Genomic DNA, 15,718 nt, shown 5'->3' with positions numbered 1-15,718 from the left:
CCGCCCTTCCCCGCGTTTCGCGCACTTATCGCGCTTTTGGGGCGTCCAAAGTCGCGATAAGTGCGCAAAACGCGAGGGGAAGGGGGAATGTCAGGCGAGGCGACGGGCAGGGGCGGACGCGGAGACGGTCGCGAATGCGGGTTCGGGCAGCCCCCGTTCCACAGCCCTGCCTCGGACGGCGGCGATCGCGTCATCGACCCCGCCGTCGGGCAACAGGGCGATCGCGGATCCGCCGAAGCCCCCGCCTGTCATGCGGGCTCCCAGTGCGCCGGCGATCATCGCGGATTCGACGGCGTTGTCGAGTTCCGGGCACGACACCTCGAAGTCGCGTGCGAGCGACATGTGCGACGCGTACAGCAGCCGACCGAACTCGGCGAAGTCGTCGGACTCCAACGCCCGCACGGCAAGCCGGACGCGCGCGATCTCGCTGATCACGTGCCATGCCCGACGGCGCAGGACGTCGTCCTTCAGTGACCGGACGGCGTCCGTCCCGTCGCGTCCACGGTCGGCGAGTTGCCGCAGCGAGCCGACGCCGAGTTGTCTGGCCGCCCGCTCCACCGCCGCCCGGCGCTTCGCGTACCGGCCGTCCACCAACCGGTGCGGCGCTCGGGTGTCGATGACCAGCAGCGACAGCCCTTCCGGGGCGAACGGCACGTGGGACACCGCCGTGGATTCCGAATCCAGCAGCAGCGCATCACCTTCCGACGATCGCAGGGACGCCGCCTGGTCCATGCCGCCGGTGGGAGCCAGCGCGACGTCGTTCTCCGCCCGCACGCAGGCCGCCGCCAACTCTGTCCGATCGGCGTCGGGTGCGAGCGCCAGCGCCAGCGAGCACTCGAGCGCTGCGGAACTCGAGAGCCCGGCACCGATCGGGACCGTGGACACGAACGCGGCGTCGACTCCCCCGAAATCGTCTGCGATCAGACCCTTCTCACGCAGCGCCCAGATCACCCCGGCCGGATACGCGGCCCACCCGGCCGGACGTCCGGGCCCGACGTCGTCGAGACGGCCGTCCCAGGGGTCGCCGTCGGTGGACCGCAATCGGATCAGTCCATCCGTGCGGGGCGACACCGCGACGGCGGTGCTGTGCGGCAACGCGATCGGCAGGCACAGACCGTCCGCGTAGTCGACATGTTCGCCGATCAGGTTGACGCGCCCGGGCGCCGCCCACACCCCGCCCAGCTCGGTGTCGAACTCGCGGCGGAACGAATTCGCGGCCGCGGCCGCGAGTTCGGCGTCGGAGAGAGCATCGAACCAGACTGTCACGGCGCCACCTCCCGGAACCGCGCGGCGATCGCCTCGGGTGTGGTGTCGCTGATCCAGGCGCCCATTCCGGACTCGGATCCGGCGAGGAACTTCATCCGGTGCGGCGAGCGCATCAGCGAGAACACGTGCAGGTACAGCCGTCCCAGGTCTCGCCCGGCACCGACCGGGGCCTGGTGCCAGCCGGCGATGTACGGCAACTTCTCGACGCCGTCGAAGAAACGATCGAGTCGGCCCAGCAAATCCAGGTACAGGTGCGACAACTCGTCGAGTTCGGCGTCGTTCAGTTCGGTGAGATCGGCGACGTCGCGGTGCGGCGCCACCTGCAGTTCGACGGGCCAACGCGCCGCCGCCGGGACGTACGCCGTCCAGTGCGCGCCCTCGACCACCACCCGGGTGCCGACACGACGCTCGGCGTCGAGGACGTCGCGCAGAAGCGAACGCCCGGTGCGCTTTCGGTGGCTCTCGGCCTGACGGAGCAGCGCGGTGGTGTGGGGCGGCAGCGTCGGATAGGCGTAGATCTGACCGTGCGGGTGCGTCAGCGTCACGCCGATCTCCTCGCCGCGGTTCTCGAAGCAGTACACCTGCGCGACGGACGGCAGCGCCGACAACTCCCGGGTCCGGTCGCGCAGCGCCTCCAGAACGGTGCGCACCCGGGCAACCGACAGCTGCGCGAAACTGCGATCGTGATCGCTGGTGAAGCACACCACCTCGCACCGGCCGTCGGCGGCACGCTGCGGCCAAAGGGATTCGTCGTCAACGAGTTCCGGAACATCCGCGGCGGCCGACCCCAGCGAAGGGAAACGATTCTCGAACACCGCGACGTCGTAGTCGTCGGCCGGAATCTCCGTCGCCGGATGTCCGGGCCGCGTCGGGCACAGCGGGCACTCGTCGGTCGCCGGCAGGAAAGTGCGGTTCATCCGATGCGCCGCGAGGGTCACCCACTCCCCCGTCAGGACGTCGTACCGCATGGTCGACGCCGCCACGACCGGCGCGAGATCGCGCCTGTCGTGCAGTTCCCGCGTCGCGGCGCCCCCGACGTACGGTTCGGTGTCGTCGAAGTAGAGCAGGTCGCGCCCGTCGGACAGGTGCGTCCGCGTCTTCCGGATCGGCATCGGAACACGATATGCGACAACCCCGATTCCGTCGGCCACCACCCGGTTTGGTGTCATAACGGGTTCTGTGTGAGCATGCTCGAGGCTGTTTGGCCGTGACGGGGAGTCGCGGACGGCCGGGGGAACGAAACACATCGATACAACGGGGGATTCACATGAAGCTACGTAGCTTTGCCGTGCGCGCATTCGGCGCCGCGGCCATCGCGACCGCCACGATCACCGGCGTCGTCACCACGGCAAGTGCCGCACCGGCGCCCGCTCCGCTCGTCCACACGACGTTCAACGGGCCCACTCTGCCGGTGCTCGGACAGAACGACTTCTGCAACGGCCTCGTCGACACCGTCGTCGAGACCGATCCGGCGCGGCCGGGCCTCGCGACCATCGCGTTCACGCCGCGCTTCCTGAACGGCGTCGGCCCGGGCTGGGCACAGAACCCTGTCTGCCGAATGAAGGTCACCGTCGGATGGAACTTCGGAGTACTGACCGGACAGGTCAAGGAGATCGAGATTCTCGCGGTCCCGGGCCAGACGGTCCGGACCGAGATCAATCCCGGTTCCGGCCTCGCCGCGGTGGTCATGCAGGTGACTCCGCTCGGCCCGTGGTTCGGCGAGATCCGCCCGCAGGCCGGCTACGGACGGATCGAAGCCTTCTTCCTCGTCCCCTGATACGAGCGAACAGCTGAAAGGGGCCGTTCGTGCGCTGCGAGCGAGCGAACGGCCCCTTCGGCCGCTAGGGCTCGCCCACCAGATCCGGTTCGCTACCGACGATCGGGTGGGTGTCGATCGTGGACACGTCTCGAAGCAGTTCCGACGCGACGATCGGATCGAGCGCCGCGTCCTCCTCGAGGCCCGAGACGAAGGCGTGGACGATCTTCTGTTCGGCCCATTCCAGGGGATTCGCGACGTTGAAACCGGGGAACACCATGAGGACCGCCGCGTGATGCTCGTCGAGCTGCTTCTCGAGAGCGATCTGTGCACCCCGCTCCTGCGGCTGTTCTCGTTCCCACCCGCGAGCCTTCAACGACAGGAGTTCGCGGGTGGACGTCTTGGTGCCCTCCATCCCGCGAAGCGCGGCAGTGACATCCCCGGTGAACACGCCGCGGTGAAGCTGCTCGAACGGTTGCGCGATGCCGAACTCCTCGAACACTCGTGACCACGTGTCGACCGACTCCCCCATCTGAGCCGGATGCGGGATGGTCACGACGGCGTCGGCGTCGACCACGATATCGACGCCGTCCACCCCGATCGACGTCCGAAACAGCGAGAAGCGCAGCAGCGTGGCCGCACCGGAACCCACAGGCTCGGCTGCCCACACCAGCCTGCTGCACAGTTGCCACGCGAGCGGGTGACCGAGAAGATAGCGGCGAAGGTTCCCCATCGTCCACCGGCGCTGCGACAACATCGCCTTCTCGAAGCGCGCGATCAACTCGTCCGCCAGCCCGGCGAGCTCCTTGCGTAGGACGTTGTAGCGCTTGTATTCGTCTGCCGCTCCGTCTGCGTCGTCGGCCTTCGGGCGAGGCAGGCGGGGCAGGCTCCGTCCGTCGGCGTCGGCAATCGCCGGACGCAGGCGTTCGTCGACCGACACCACGAAAGAGCGCGCACCGTAGTCGAACACTGTGGTTCCGTCAGCCCCCAGACCGAGATCGGGGATGAGCCGATCTGCGAGCTCGACCGGGGACAACCCCAACTCATCGGCCACCTGCCGGATGTGAGCGTCCGCCTTCTTCCGCAGCGCAGGGAATCGCAGGCCCTGCGAGATGCTCCACAACCGCCCCAGTGCCGCGTCGGTGCCGATGCCGGCCAACGCCTCCAGGCCCGCAGCTGCCCTGCGGTGGGCGGATTCCAGCGGCCACGTCAGCAGCAGTGGCGCGAGGCGGCGGGCAGTCTCGTCGTTGCCCACCGTCCCCAGCGCGTCGAGCACCCAACCCTGCGGGTTCGGGAACCCGACGTCAGCCCACCGTTCGAACAGCCCCCACGCCAGCTCCGCCAACGACTCCGCGTCGACGACGTGCCGGACGATCTCGACACCGGCATAGACATCGTCCGGACGCGACAACGCGAGCATCGTGCAGATGTTGCGCACGGCCTGCTCGGGCAGTGCCCGGCCGTCTTCGGCGAGTGTGACCGGTGGCAGCAACCTCGGGTCCACCCACTCGGGCAGTGCAGGAATGCGATTCGGCAACTCCGAAAGCGGATCTGCGTCGAGAATCTCGGTGACGACGTCGACGGCGCGATCGTCGCAGTCCTGTGCCGCCCGCAGCAGTGTCTCGCGGTGACCTCGCCGGTCGAGTTCCCGCAGGGTTCTTTCCGCCCGGGACCGCTCGGCGCCCAGCGGTCCGACCGCGACGGCGACGACATCAACGGCGGCGGTGTCGATGTGACGGTCAAACCACTGCTGCGCGACCGTCCTGAGCGACTTCGATTCCCGCCACCGCAGCATGTCCGCAACGACCGCGCTGCCGTCGACCGGCATCAGCACATCGGCGTTCTGCGCCGGTCGGGCCGCAACGATTCGCACCACGAAGTCGACCGCGTCCGTATCGAACCGCGTGAGAATCCTACGTAGGTTCTGCTTGTCGTAGCCGATGCGGTTGGGCGGGTCAAGATCCCGAATGAGCGGTCGCACCAGGGCTTCCGGCGCATACGCGAGCGACGCCAGCCGCCACCACGGACTTCCTGCCGCGATCTCCGCAACGATCTCGTCCCACGTCCGGCCACCCAGCCATGGCGCACGGTTCGCTCCGGACTGCAGCCACTCCAACCGTTCGCCGTCCTCCCACACCGTCACCGCCGGCCGCGTCAGGGGCTCGACGGGCAGCACCGTTCGCGCACGACGTCGGGTGCGATGGTTCCACGGCGGGTCGGCGAGCACAGGCGGCACCAGGTCGCCCGGCACATCGGGCCGTCGATCGGGCTCGGCCCCGACAGCGGCGATTGCGACGACGGCTCCACCGGGGCCGCCCGTCGGCACACGATCGGCGAGATCCGGGTGAGCGCGCAGGTGAGCGCGCAGCAGATCCTCCACCGCAGGGTCCGACGCCGCGCGACTGGCCAGGGGTTCGATCACTCGCGAAGGGTCCTGCGTCATCGCGCCGAGCACCGCCGGTCGAATGTACTTGCGATCCAAGCGATCGAGCAGCAGCTCCAATCCGGCATCCGTCCCGAACTCCGCGAGGATACCGGCACACCGCTTCTTGTTCTGTGCCGACAGGTTGCCGTCGAACAGCTCCGCGACAATCGCTTCCGCACCGGGACCGATGTTGGCACACATGCTGCAGACGAGACCCATACGCTGTCCGATCGACCACACGGCATGCTCGCGCGAACCGACCATCTCGAACACCGCCTCCGTCTGCGCGAGGGTCGTGACCGAGGCCAGCAACGCGACCGCGGGCCAGCTGGCATCACGACCCAGTCCCGCCGTGGTGGCGAGATCCTCGTCCAACCACTGCTGCTGCGTCGGAAGTAGGAACGACGAGAGGATCTTTCGCGACAGCACGCCGCCACGGTGTCGGCCGAGGGCATCGCCGAGTGCCTCGTACTCGGCGTCGTCGAGCGCGGCGATCAGCGACCGCAATCGACTGTGCGGTTCGACGACCCAGAAGTTGCCGAGATCCGCCCCCGATCGAATGCCCAATGAGCGGAGGGGACCACGTCGATCCATCCCGTGATGGCGAATCACCAAGCCCGCCTGCAGTACCGCGGCCTCGGCGGCGATCCTTACGCCGTGGCGGGCCACGAGATCGTCGAGGAGCGCGCCGTACAACCGGGCGTCCGAGTACGAGGTGACGACAGCCCAGACGGCCGCCGCACCCAGCGCCGTGACGGACCCGTCCCCCGACCGCCCGGACTCGATGTAGCGGGCCGCCGCGTCCGCCAGCGCCGACGGGGTGGAGTCGTGGTGGAGCACCGCATCGAAGTCGGCTGCGGTCCGCTCGAGCAGACGGTCGACGGCGTCCGACGCACCCGCCGCGGGCGAGACCTTACGGCGGGGGCTGCGGCCCCGGAAAGCCTCGGCTCGACGCCACCACGACGCCGGAACCTCCCAGACTGCTGTCCTCGCATCCATTCGCCGAGACTAGGCGACCGGGGCAATTCCGACCCGCTAGATCGTCACCCCGGAACGGTCGAAGGGACCCTTCAGGCGCCGGCAGCGCACGAAAGGTCCCTTCACCGGGAGGATCTGGCCTAGCTCAGACCCAGATCGCCGAGGCCCAGGAGCGAGCGGTACTCGAGTCCTTCTTCGGCGATGACGGCGTCGGCGCCCGTGGCGCGGTCGACGACGGTGGCGACACCGACGACGATGGCACCGGCGTCACGCAGTGCCTTGACGGCAGTGAGCGGCGAGTTGCCGGTGGTGGTGGTGTCCTCGACGACGAGGACGCGCTTGCCGACCACGTCGGGGCCCTCGATCTGGCGCTGCATGCCGTGCGCCTTGGCAGCCTTGCGGACGACGAACGCGTCGATCGGACGTCCTTCGGCGTGCATGACGGCCATGGCGACCGGGTCGGCGCCCATCGTGAGACCGCCGACGGACACGAAGTCCCAGTCCGCGACCAGTTCGCGCAGCAGCTTGCCGATCAGCGGCCCGGCCCGGTGATGCAGGGTCGCGCGGCGCAGGTCCACGTAGTAGTCGGCTTCCTTGCCGGAGGACAAGGTCACCTTTCCGTGCACCACCGCCAGCTCGCGCACCAGCGTGGCGAGCTCGTCGCGATCCGTCATCGGCCGCTCCCATCATCGTTCGAAGTCAGTGACTTTTCGTCCCGTCGAGCCTAGCGAGGCGGCCAGGTCACAGCGTTGGCGACCCTCAGGCGGCCTGCTCGGCGTCGTCGCTGCCCTCGCTCACCGGCATCTCGAGAATCGTCGCTTCGAACAGCGGCGCCGCGCCGACTCCGGCGGGCCGTGCGAGCAGCGAGGTGGGGAACGTGCGGAGCGAGTCGTTCTGCTTGCGGGCCAGATCGTTGTAGACGGTGACGGCTCCCGCGAGGCGGGCCTCGGTCTGATCGATCTCGTGCGCGGGCCGGACGAACGCGTAGTCGCGGCGCAGGGCGGGATAGCTGCGCGCGGTTCCGACGAGCGACGCGAGCGCGGCGGACAGTGCATTCTCCGCTCCGGCCTGCCGCCTGAGGTCGAGGTTTTCCGCACGCACTCGCATTGCCAGGGACCGCGCCCCGGTCACAGTGCTCACCAGTTCACGCCCCACGGTGGACGCGACCGCGAGAACGAGACCGGGCACGTACTCGTATCGCCGGTCCTGTTCCACGTGGATCAACGACAGCGCCGTCCGCAGGTTCGACTCGGCTCGGCGCAGTTGCCGGTATACCGACGAAACCCACACCACAAGAGTCACAGCAACAACAAGAACAACACCCGACACAACAACCACAGGTGCGGAATCTACTGCGGAAGCGTCTCCGTCGCTATTCGGGGAGCGGTTCGGGGGCGATCGGACGACGGGGATCGTGGACGGCCAACTGCATCGCCGGAGGTTCGACGGCCGGCGGCAGGACTCGCAGCATGCCCGACAGCCGGGCGACGACCTCGATCGCTGCGTCCCAGTCGCGCCCGGTGCTGCCGATCGGGATGGACCCGAGGGTCCATTCCCCTTCGCTCCACAGCATCTGCAGCTGCGGCGGCACCGACTCGGTGAACGCCACCATGCGCTGATCGCAGACGCGGCGGGCGATCTCGAGATCGGTCGCGAACACGACGCGCGGTCCGATCGCGCCCAGCAGGTTGAGGTCGGTGTCACGCGGCGGCGGCGTCGACTTCAGGCGCAGGTCGATGTCGACGTCCGAGCCGACCTCCCGGTGCACCGCGACGATGGTCGCCGTCTCCTCGAGATCGAACAACACGAACTGCTCGCCACGGCGAACACCACGCACCACGTCGACGGCACCCAGGTATTCCTGCCGCGAGAGTGCTGCACGATGCCACTGCGACGGCAGGTGCTCGTCAGCGCTGTTGTAGGTGTATCCCTGCGCCTTCGCCCAGATCTGCCGCACGCGACCGGTCTGGTCGCGCCGCGAGCGATCTACATAGAGCAGCGCGACAGCACCCGCGAGTGCTATCACTGCCAATCCGAACCACATAGCCGTCATCGAGGGTCAGCCTAGCCACTCCCGGCGCAGTTCCGGGCATCCGGTGCCGCGCGTCAGTTACCGAACTCGGGGAGCGTCGTGCCGATGATCAGCTTCGCGGTGACCGTGTCGTTCTCCACCTTGTCGCCCTGCACCAGCACCGATTCGCCCGGCTTCAGGTCCGCGATGCTGTCTGCGGTCAGGGAGATCAGCGTGGTGTCGGACGTGGTGCGGACGGTGATCTTCGAGCCGCCGAGACCGTCGATGGTCAGTGTCCCGCCGTTGTTGGCCGTGATCGTGCCCATCGCGGTGCCGGCCTTACCGATCAGATCGCCGACGCCGCCGGGCAGGCCCTCCAGCGGCGAGGTGATGTCGGGTTCGTCCGTGGGAGTCGGGGCACCGGCGCGCGGCGGCACCACCGGCGCCGACGTGCGTGGTGACGGGGCGGCGGCCGTGTTCGTGTCGTTCGAGTCGTTCCCGCTGAGCAGCAACCCGACGATCAGGCCGAGGCCCAGCAGCACGACGCCGGCACCGACCGCGGCCCACATCCCGATCTTGCGTCCCGGCTTGGGGGCGGGCGTGTTGTCGACCGGCGGGACCTCGCCGGTCGGGGGCTGTCCGGGCGGCGGGTAACCACCCGGCGGGTAACCACCTGCGCCGTAGTACGTCGGATACGCCTGCGTCGCGTTGGCCGGAGTGGCCTGCGGATCGAATCGCGGGTCGTAGGTCGGGATGGCCTGCGTCGGATTGGGAGCCTGCGCGCCGTACGCCTGGTAGGGGTCGGCCGTGTAGTACTGCTCCGTCGCCTGGTCCGGGATCGGTGCCCCGACGGGACCGATCTGCTGGGTCGGGTCGTCGCCCGGGCGGGACCACTGGACGGTCTCGTCCGATGCCTGCTCGGCAGGGTCGTACGCACGTTCCTGTGGGGTACGCGGATCGTCGTGGTTCGTCATGGCGGGCCTGCTCCCGTTCCGGAGGCTGATGTCGACAGGTCGATGTGGCTGCTTCCAACCGACACCACAGCGTAGAGCCGAATTCTGAGATGCGTCTGAAACGCCGATCGAGCGGTATACCGCGTCCGACGAACTCCGTCACCCTGACGGTAGGCCGGGTTGCCTGCCGATGGAGGCGGCAAGCAACCCGGCCGATTTGTTCTCTCGAGCGGACGCCCAACGCGGTTCTGCGCGCGTGGAGCCTTCTTCTCCGGACGGTCAGCTAGGACTGGGAATCCGCAGCGATTCCATTCCGAAGGCGGGTGATCTCATTGCGTGCTTCGACGACATCCGGACTGTCCAGGCCCTTGCTGACTCCGAGGTCCCCACACAGATCCAACGCAGCGCGAACGATGCGGCGGCGCTTGCGCCGCTCGGCGCGACTCGGCGCCGCCTTGACGTAAGCGCGCTGTTGCCGCCAACCACCCGCAGCGGTCACCTCGTCATCGGTCAGCGTTCCGGACCCGATCTCCGGCGCGAGAACGTCACGGACGAAGTGCGATTCGCGTGGGTGGACCCAGACGAACGCGATCCACAACGCCGTCAGCGCGAAGACGAAGTCACCGACCATGATGACCAACACGAGCGACGAGTTACCACCGGCGAGCGCCAGCATCGAGTCCCACACGCCGTGAATCAGGATCGGAACCACGATCAGCGCCAGCCCCCGTCCAATTCTGCGGGGTTGCGCAGGGGTGCCGATCAGATAGATCACGCCGGCACAAAAGAGTGCGGTGAAGAGAGGGTGCGAAACGATGTCGGAAAATGTGCGGGTGGCAATGGAACCGATCAGCCCGTCGGTTTGGTGGGCACCGAAACCCTGCGTCGCACCGGAAACCGAGTACAGGAAGTCTTCGCTGACTTGAAATCCCAGGCCGATGAATGCTCCGAGCAGCAGACCGTCCGTGGCGGTGCGAACCAGTCGCGGCGCAAGTGCGAGGAGCACGACGATGCCGATGCCCTTGGCAGTTTCCTCCACGAATGGCGCCGAGAGTCCGGCATGCCAATCCTGAGCCCACACCTGCCCGAACAGCTTCGTGTAGAGCGACCCGAGCGCACTGTTCCCGGAGATCGCAATGGTGAATGTTGCTGCGGTGGCGCCCCATACAAATCCCGCCAGCACCAATCCCACCGGTTGGCGCTCATACCGGTCGACGTGCCGGAACCACCACGTCCACACCGCCGCGCTGATGACGCCGACGACGCCGGCAACAAGAAGCGCTTGCCCGAAGTAGCCCGAATAGGGCGTGAACATCTGCCACGCCTTGACCACGCCCGCGCCGCACATCCACAGATATATCCAAAACACCACGTTGCGAGGCTGGAAGAATCGAAACTTCTCCCCCCAGGCTGTCGCTTCGAGTGCTCGGGAGCGATTTTCGAGCAGGTCGGTGCTCACTTGGTGTCTCCCTCGGTGGTGCCGATCGACGCGATCATGTCGGCGATTTCCTGACTGCGGACTGCGATCTGATCGGGTGGACCGACTACCTGGACACGAATTCCCTTGCCGTCGACGACGAACGTCGTCACCGATCCCGCCGCGCGCGGGGTATCGAAGTTCACCTGGACACCGGTCAAACCACCATCTGTGGTGACGGGGTGACGCGCGCCGGAGACGGCGAGCACTGAACTTCCGTTCGTTGCGAGACTCACCGCGTCGACTTGCGAGAGGAGGTCATCGGCAGTTCCGGTGAAGGTGTCGGCGTCGGCAGCGACGGTGACGGTGCTGCTGGTCAGTTGCACCGGCGGCAGGGAATCGGATGCGCCGTGATCGTCGATGCGGAACCCGCTGTCGATGTTCCAGCCCGGTGTCGCGGTGAACGACACGTTTGCGGTGACGGCCAGTCGATCGCCGGCCACCGTCGGGTCCTCCGAGGAGACAGCCGAATCGATGGCGGGAACGATCACGACCCAGAGCAGCCACACTGCCAGGATCGCGACGGCATGCGGAAACACGCGTGTGTCGAGTCCGAGGAAGCGATGATCGGCCGGCGGTCGTCGATGCGGTCGGTGTTCGGGTTTGGACGGGATGCTCCCGATGATGCTCACAGATTACTATCGCAGAACCGAAAACCCGACGTTGTCCCAGGTAACGCCTGCGCCGGCCCACCGAAACCGTCTTACTGTTCCGGAAGTGTCAACGCTCACGCGGGTGACGATCCGGATGGCCTACTGATCCCGGAACTTCTCCATGTCGCGCCGCTCACGTTTGGTGGGGCGGCCGGCACCGCGGTCACGCCGGGGAATCGCCGCGATCAGTTCGGGCGACGGCGGCGGCGGGCTGTTGTCCTGCAGACATTCGGCGGCGACCGGCGGGCCGACGCGTTTGGCGACGGGGCGGACCACGACGACGATCCGTTCCAGGCCGGAGATCCGGACGCGCACCTCGTCACCGGGCTTGACCTGCGCCGACGCCTTGGCCGCAGAACCGTTGACGCGCACGTGCCCGGACCGGCACGCCGACGCCGACTGCGAGCGGGTCTTGAACAGGCGCACGGCCCACATCCAGCTGTCGAGGCGGGCGCTCGTCGGATCGGGTGTCGGGGTAGGCACGTCGCCCAGGCTACCGAGAGCGCCGCCGACCGGAATCGTCCCTCGTGGTGGGAACCCGGCGTGCAACCCCCCGAGGAACGATCCGCCCTGCAAGAGGCTGGTTTCACGGCCTGCTGAAAGTCCCCGATCCGCGGAAACGACCCGCTGGGCGGGAGAGTCCGCTGCCGCGTGGTTCACACCGCCATAGCGTGAATTCATCGCAAGAACCGTGAGGTCCGGTCCGATTCGGGGCTCGGGCGCCTCACGCTCGTGGAAGGACAGTTTCGTGAACGGACAGGATTCGGCACCAGAGGTCACCGCGTCGTGCGACGTGGTCGTGGTCGGCGCGGGTATCGCCGGCATCTACGCGATCCACCGCTTCCGCCGGCAGGGCCTGACGGTCCGCGCGTTCGAGGCCGCGTCGGGTGTGGGCGGCGTCTGGTACTGGAACCGCTACCCCGGCGCCCGCTGCGATGTCGAGTCCGTCGACTACTCCTACTCGTTCTCACCCGAACTCGAGCAGGAATGGAACTGGAGCGAGAAGTACGCCACCCAGCCGGAGATCCTGGCCTACATCGAGCACGTCGCCGACCGCTTCGACATCAAGCGCGACATCGCGTTCGACACGCGCGTCACCTCCGCGACCCTCGACGAGGAGACCCTGCGCTGGACCGTCCGCACCGACCACGGCGATGTGGTCTCGGCCCGCTTCTTCGTCACTGCCGTCGGCCCGCTGTCGAACGCCAACACGCCTCCGTTCGACGGGCTCGACACTTTCGCCGGCGACGTCTTCCACACTGCGCGGTGGCCGCACGAGAACGTCGACTTCACCGGTAAGCGGGTCGGCGTGATCGGCACGGGATCCTCAGGCATCCAGTCGATCCCGTTCATCGCCGAGCAGGCCGACAAGCTGTTCGTCTTCCAGCGGTCCGCCAACTACAGCGTTCCCGCCGGCAACGCCGCGCTGGACGACGCCATCCGCGCCGAGCAGAAGGCCACCTATCCCGAGCGCCGGCGCCTGTCCCGTGAGTCCGGCGGCGGATCCCCGCACCGCGCCCACCCCAAGAAGACCCTCGAGGCGTCCGAAGAGGAACGCCGCGCCGCCTACGAGGAGCGCTGGAAGCTCGGCGGCGTCCTCTACTCCAAGACCTTCCCCGACCAGATGACCGACCTGGCCGCGAACGACACCGCCCGCGAGTTCTGGGAAGAAAAGGTGCGCGCCGTCATCGATGATCCGGCGGTCGCCGAGTTGCTGATCCCCAACGACCACGCGATCGGCGCCAAGCGCATCGTCACCGACAGCGGCTACTACGAGACCTACAACCGCGACAACGTCGAACTCGTGAACCTCAAGGCCGCACCGATCGTCGGCATGGACGAGACCGGCATCAACACCACCGACGCCCACTACGATCTCGACGCGATCGTCCTCGCCACCGGCTTCGACGCCATGACCGGTTCACTCGACAAGCTCGAGATCGTCGGACGAGACGGCCTTGCCCTGAAGGACAAGTGGGCGGCCGGCCCCGAGACGTACCTCGGACTCGGTATCGAGGGCTTCCCCAACTACTTCAACCTCACCGGCCCGGGCAGCCCGTCCGTGCTGGCGAACATGGTGCTGCACTCCGAACTCCACATCGACTGGATCGCCGACGCCATCGCTTACCTCGATGCCCGCGGCGCCGCCGGCATCGAGGGCACCCCCGAGGCCGTCGCCGACTGGGTGGAGGAGTGCCGCACCCGCGCCGAAGCATCGCTGCTCAACGCGGCGAACTCGTGGTACCTCGGTGCCAACATCCCCGGCCGTCCACGGGTGTTCATGCCGTTCCTCGGCGGCTTCGCGGCCTACCGCGACATCATCACCGCGGTAGCGGATTCCGGCTACAAGGGCTTCGCGATCCTGGAGGGGTGATCGCCGTATGACGACGTCGGCCCGGCACCTGTGGTGAGGTGCCGGGCCGACGCCGTCTGTACTACTTGGAGAGGTTGAGATCCACCGCGGCGCGCACGAGCGCGATGAAGGCGTCGCCGTCGATCTCGTCGTCCTCGTGGAAGTCGATGGCGCGTCTGGTGTTGCCCTCGAGGCTCGAATTGAACATCTCCGACGGGTCGTCCAGCGACGCCCCCTTGGCGAAGGTCGCCTTGACGACCTGCTTGTAGGTCTCACCGGTGCAGATCATTCCGGCGTGCGACCATGTCGGCACCCCGCGCCATTTCCATTCCTCGACGATCTCGGGGTCGGCCTGTTTCACCAACTCCCGGATCCGCGCCAGTTTCTCACCGCGCCAGTCACCGAGTTCCTCGATGCGCTGATCGATCAGGTCGGACGGCGCGAGTCCGCCGGTGTCGTTCGTCGAACCGCTCTTGGCCATGGTCGTCGGTCGCTCTCGTCGAGTTGTCCGGGTTCACCCGAGTATCGGCGAAATCAGCACCGCGCGCAGCGGAAACCGCGTCCGGATCGCGTCAGAAGGGATGCCCCATGATCACCGCGAGCAGCTGGAACGGCATCGCCAGGAACATCGAGCCCACGTAGAGCGAATACCTGATCGGATCACCCGCGAGGTATCCCTCGGCGAGCCAAGAGGTGATGTCTGCAGCCGAACCCATCGTTGCCACCCTTCAGTAGTCGATTCACCTGTTCTGTCGCCGGCGAGCGCGCAAACGTTTCGGTCCGGTTTTCGCGTTACGGCCGGTACCGCTCGTGTTAGGTTCCTCGAGCAGTCGGGACGTCATACCGGGCGAGAGGGCTCACGCGTGCGAAAGTTGTTCGCAGGACTGGTCATAGCGATATCGGGTGCGTTACTGGTCGGCGGCACGGCCCAGGCCGCGCCTGCTCCCCCGCTGCCGGTACCGGACGGGTTCTTCTCCGGCATCCTGCCGGAGCTCGTCAACCCCGCCGGATCACTGCCGGGCTCCAACGACTTCTCGTGCAGGCCGACGGCTGAGCATCCCGAGCCGGTGATCCTGGTGCACGGCACCGGTGGTGGGCAGCAGACCAATTGGGGCAAGTACGCGCCGCTGCTCGCGAACGAGGGCTACTGCGTCTTCTCCCTGACGTACGGCACCGCGCCCGGCGTGCCGTGGCCGTTGACTGCGATCGGCGGGATGCTTCCGATGGAGCAGAGCGCGCAGCAGTTCGGCGACTTCGTCGAGCGCGTGCTCGCCGCCACCGGGGCGAAGAAGGTGAACATCATCGGGCATTCGCAGGGCACGCTGATGCCCAGCTATTACGTCAAGTTCCTCGGCGGCGCCGACAAGATCGACAAGTACGTCTCCCTCGCCCCACTGTGGAAGGGCGTCGACGCGCTCGGCGTCTCGCAGCTGGCACCGGCGGTCAAGCGGGCGGGTCTTCAGCAGGTGCAGGCCGATACGGTCGAGAAGCTGTGCGGCGCCTGCTTCCAGATGGCCAAGGGCACCGACTTCATGAACAAGATGAACGAGGGCGGGCCGTACGTGCCGCAGGTGACGTACACGAACATCATGACCCGCTACGACGAGGCCGTCGTGCCGTACACGGCGGGCTTCGTGGAGGCGCCCAACGCCACCAACATCGTCGTGCAGGACGGGTGTGCGCTCGACTACGCCGAGCACGCGGGCATCGCAGCCGATCCGATCGCTGCGACGCACGTCCTCAACGCGCTCGACCCGGCGCATCCACGTCCGGTGCCGTGCTTCTTCGTCCCGCCGTTCACGGGCTGACACGACTCCGCCCCCTCACCGGAGTCCGGTGAGGGGGC

The 15,718-nt window shown here is 67.6% G+C and carries 15 protein-coding genes; 3 read left to right on the top strand and 12 right to left on the bottom strand.

Annotated elements, in window-relative coordinates; genetic code table 11:
• Window positions 1-90: 90 nt before the first annotated feature.
• Both galK and galT read right to left on the bottom strand, forming a co-directional pair.
• The gene (galK, locus tag C8K36_RS00130; protein WP_107982451.1) at window positions 91-1,266 is read right to left on the bottom strand and encodes a galactokinase; all 1,176 of its coding nucleotides are present in this window, start codon (window positions 1,264-1,266) and stop codon (window positions 91-93) included.
• Window positions 1,263-2,378: a galactose-1-phosphate uridylyltransferase gene (gene galT, locus C8K36_RS00125; protein ID WP_181319292.1), complete on the bottom strand. Its 1,116-nt coding sequence runs from the start codon at window positions 2,376-2,378 to the stop codon at window positions 1,263-1,265. The genes galK and galT overlap by 4 nt, the downstream gene beginning before the upstream one ends.
• A 155-nt stretch (window positions 2,379-2,533) precedes the next feature.
• Between galT and C8K36_RS00120 the strand changes: the two genes are divergently transcribed.
• Window positions 2,534-3,043: a hypothetical protein gene (locus C8K36_RS00120; RefSeq protein ID WP_107982450.1), complete on the top strand. Its 510-nt coding sequence runs from the start codon at window positions 2,534-2,536 to the stop codon at window positions 3,041-3,043.
• Window positions 3,044-3,107: 64 nt separating this feature from the next.
• Here C8K36_RS00120 and C8K36_RS00115 read toward each other — a convergent pair whose 3' ends face one another.
• The 8 genes from C8K36_RS00115 to C8K36_RS00080 form a co-directional block, all read right to left on the bottom strand.
• Complete coding sequence (locus tag C8K36_RS00115; protein ID WP_107982449.1) at window positions 3,108-6,446, bottom strand: DUF4132 domain-containing protein; 3,339 nt, start codon at window positions 6,444-6,446, stop codon at window positions 3,108-3,110.
• A gap of 119 nt (window positions 6,447-6,565) precedes the next feature.
• The gene (gene pyrE / locus C8K36_RS00110) at window positions 6,566-7,099 is read right to left on the bottom strand and encodes an orotate phosphoribosyltransferase (RefSeq protein ID WP_107982448.1); all 534 of its coding nucleotides are present in this window, start codon (window positions 7,097-7,099) and stop codon (window positions 6,566-6,568) included.
• Window positions 7,100-7,184: 85 nt separating this feature from the next.
• The gene (locus C8K36_RS00105) at window positions 7,185-7,727 is read right to left on the bottom strand and encodes a LemA family protein (RefSeq protein ID WP_258194372.1); all 543 of its coding nucleotides are present in this window, start codon (window positions 7,725-7,727) and stop codon (window positions 7,185-7,187) included.
• Window positions 7,728-7,797: 70 nt separating this feature from the next.
• Window positions 7,798-8,469, bottom strand: a complete 672-nt coding sequence (locus tag C8K36_RS00100; RefSeq protein ID WP_107982446.1) for a hypothetical protein — start codon at window positions 8,467-8,469, stop codon at window positions 7,798-7,800.
• A gap of 62 nt (window positions 8,470-8,531) precedes the next feature.
• Window positions 8,532-9,410: a DUF5666 domain-containing protein gene (locus C8K36_RS00095; protein ID WP_107982445.1), complete on the bottom strand. Its 879-nt coding sequence runs from the start codon at window positions 9,408-9,410 to the stop codon at window positions 8,532-8,534.
• Window positions 9,411-9,672: 262 nt separating this feature from the next.
• The gene (locus C8K36_RS00090) at window positions 9,673-10,848 is read right to left on the bottom strand and encodes a PrsW family intramembrane metalloprotease (protein WP_107982444.1); all 1,176 of its coding nucleotides are present in this window, start codon (window positions 10,846-10,848) and stop codon (window positions 9,673-9,675) included.
• Window positions 10,845-11,405 (bottom strand): hypothetical protein, encoded by a 561-nt coding sequence (locus C8K36_RS00085; protein WP_258194368.1) that lies wholly within the window; start codon window positions 11,403-11,405, stop codon window positions 10,845-10,847. The genes C8K36_RS00090 and C8K36_RS00085 overlap by 4 nt, the downstream gene beginning before the upstream one ends.
• 213 nt (window positions 11,406-11,618) lie before the next feature.
• Window positions 11,619-12,002, bottom strand: a complete 384-nt coding sequence (locus C8K36_RS00080) for an RNA-binding S4 domain-containing protein (protein WP_107982443.1) — start codon at window positions 12,000-12,002, stop codon at window positions 11,619-11,621.
• Between the two features lie 265 nt (window positions 12,003-12,267).
• Here C8K36_RS00080 and C8K36_RS00075 point away from each other — a divergent pair, with 265 nt between their 5' ends.
• Window positions 12,268-13,893 carry a flavin-containing monooxygenase gene (locus C8K36_RS00075; RefSeq protein ID WP_107982442.1) on the top strand — a complete coding sequence of 542 codons (1,626 nt, stop codon included), beginning with the start codon at window positions 12,268-12,270 and terminating at the stop codon, window positions 13,891-13,893.
• Between the two features lie 61 nt (window positions 13,894-13,954).
• Here the strand turns inward: C8K36_RS00075 and C8K36_RS00070 are convergent, their stop codons facing one another.
• Together C8K36_RS00070 and C8K36_RS24630 are read right to left on the bottom strand one after the other, a co-directional pair.
• The gene (locus C8K36_RS00070) at window positions 13,955-14,353 is read right to left on the bottom strand and encodes a DUF1801 domain-containing protein (RefSeq protein ID WP_107982441.1); all 399 of its coding nucleotides are present in this window, start codon (window positions 14,351-14,353) and stop codon (window positions 13,955-13,957) included.
• Window positions 14,354-14,444: 91 nt separating this feature from the next.
• Window positions 14,445-14,588 (bottom strand): hypothetical protein, encoded by a 144-nt coding sequence (locus C8K36_RS24630; RefSeq protein ID WP_181319290.1) that lies wholly within the window; start codon window positions 14,586-14,588, stop codon window positions 14,445-14,447.
• A gap of 147 nt (window positions 14,589-14,735) precedes the next feature.
• Here C8K36_RS24630 and C8K36_RS00065 point away from each other — a divergent pair, with 147 nt between their 5' ends.
• On the top strand, window positions 14,736-15,680 hold the full coding sequence (locus tag C8K36_RS00065; RefSeq protein ID WP_107982440.1) for an alpha/beta fold hydrolase: 945 nt from the start codon (window positions 14,736-14,738) through the stop codon (window positions 15,678-15,680).
• Window positions 15,681-15,718 lie beyond the last annotated feature (38 nt).

Origin of the sequence: Rhodococcus sp. OK519, assembly GCF_003051005.1 — a bacterium.
Classification (GTDB): Bacteria; Actinomycetota; Actinomycetes; order Mycobacteriales; family Mycobacteriaceae; genus Prescottella.
Note: the sequence above shows the minus strand (reverse complement) of the source record. Positions and strands in the feature narration are given on the sequence as shown.

Bases quoted from the DNA above. Each gene is read 5' to 3' on its own strand.
- C8K36_RS00115 (WP_107982449.1), bottom strand. From the start codon at position 6,446: ATGGATGCGAGGACAGCAGTCTGGGAGGTTCCGGCGTCGTGGTGGCGT.
- galT (WP_181319292.1), bottom strand. From the start codon at position 2,378: ATGCCGATCCGGAAGACGCGGACGCACCTGTCCGACGGGCGCGACCTG.
- C8K36_RS00100 (WP_107982446.1), bottom strand. From the start codon at position 8,469: ATGTGGTTCGGATTGGCAGTGATAGCACTCGCGGGTGCTGTCGCGCTG.
- C8K36_RS00070 (WP_107982441.1), bottom strand. From the start codon at position 14,353: ATGGCCAAGAGCGGTTCGACGAACGACACCGGCGGACTCGCGCCGTCC.
- pyrE (WP_107982448.1), bottom strand. From the start codon at position 7,099: ATGACGGATCGCGACGAGCTCGCCACGCTGGTGCGCGAGCTGGCGGTG.
- C8K36_RS00120 (WP_107982450.1), top strand. From the start codon at position 2,534: ATGAAGCTACGTAGCTTTGCCGTGCGCGCATTCGGCGCCGCGGCCATC.
- C8K36_RS00095 (WP_107982445.1), bottom strand. From the start codon at position 9,410: ATGACGAACCACGACGATCCGCGTACCCCACAGGAACGTGCGTACGAC.
- C8K36_RS24630 (WP_181319290.1), bottom strand. From the start codon at position 14,588: ATGGGTTCGGCTGCAGACATCACCTCTTGGCTCGCCGAGGGATACCTC.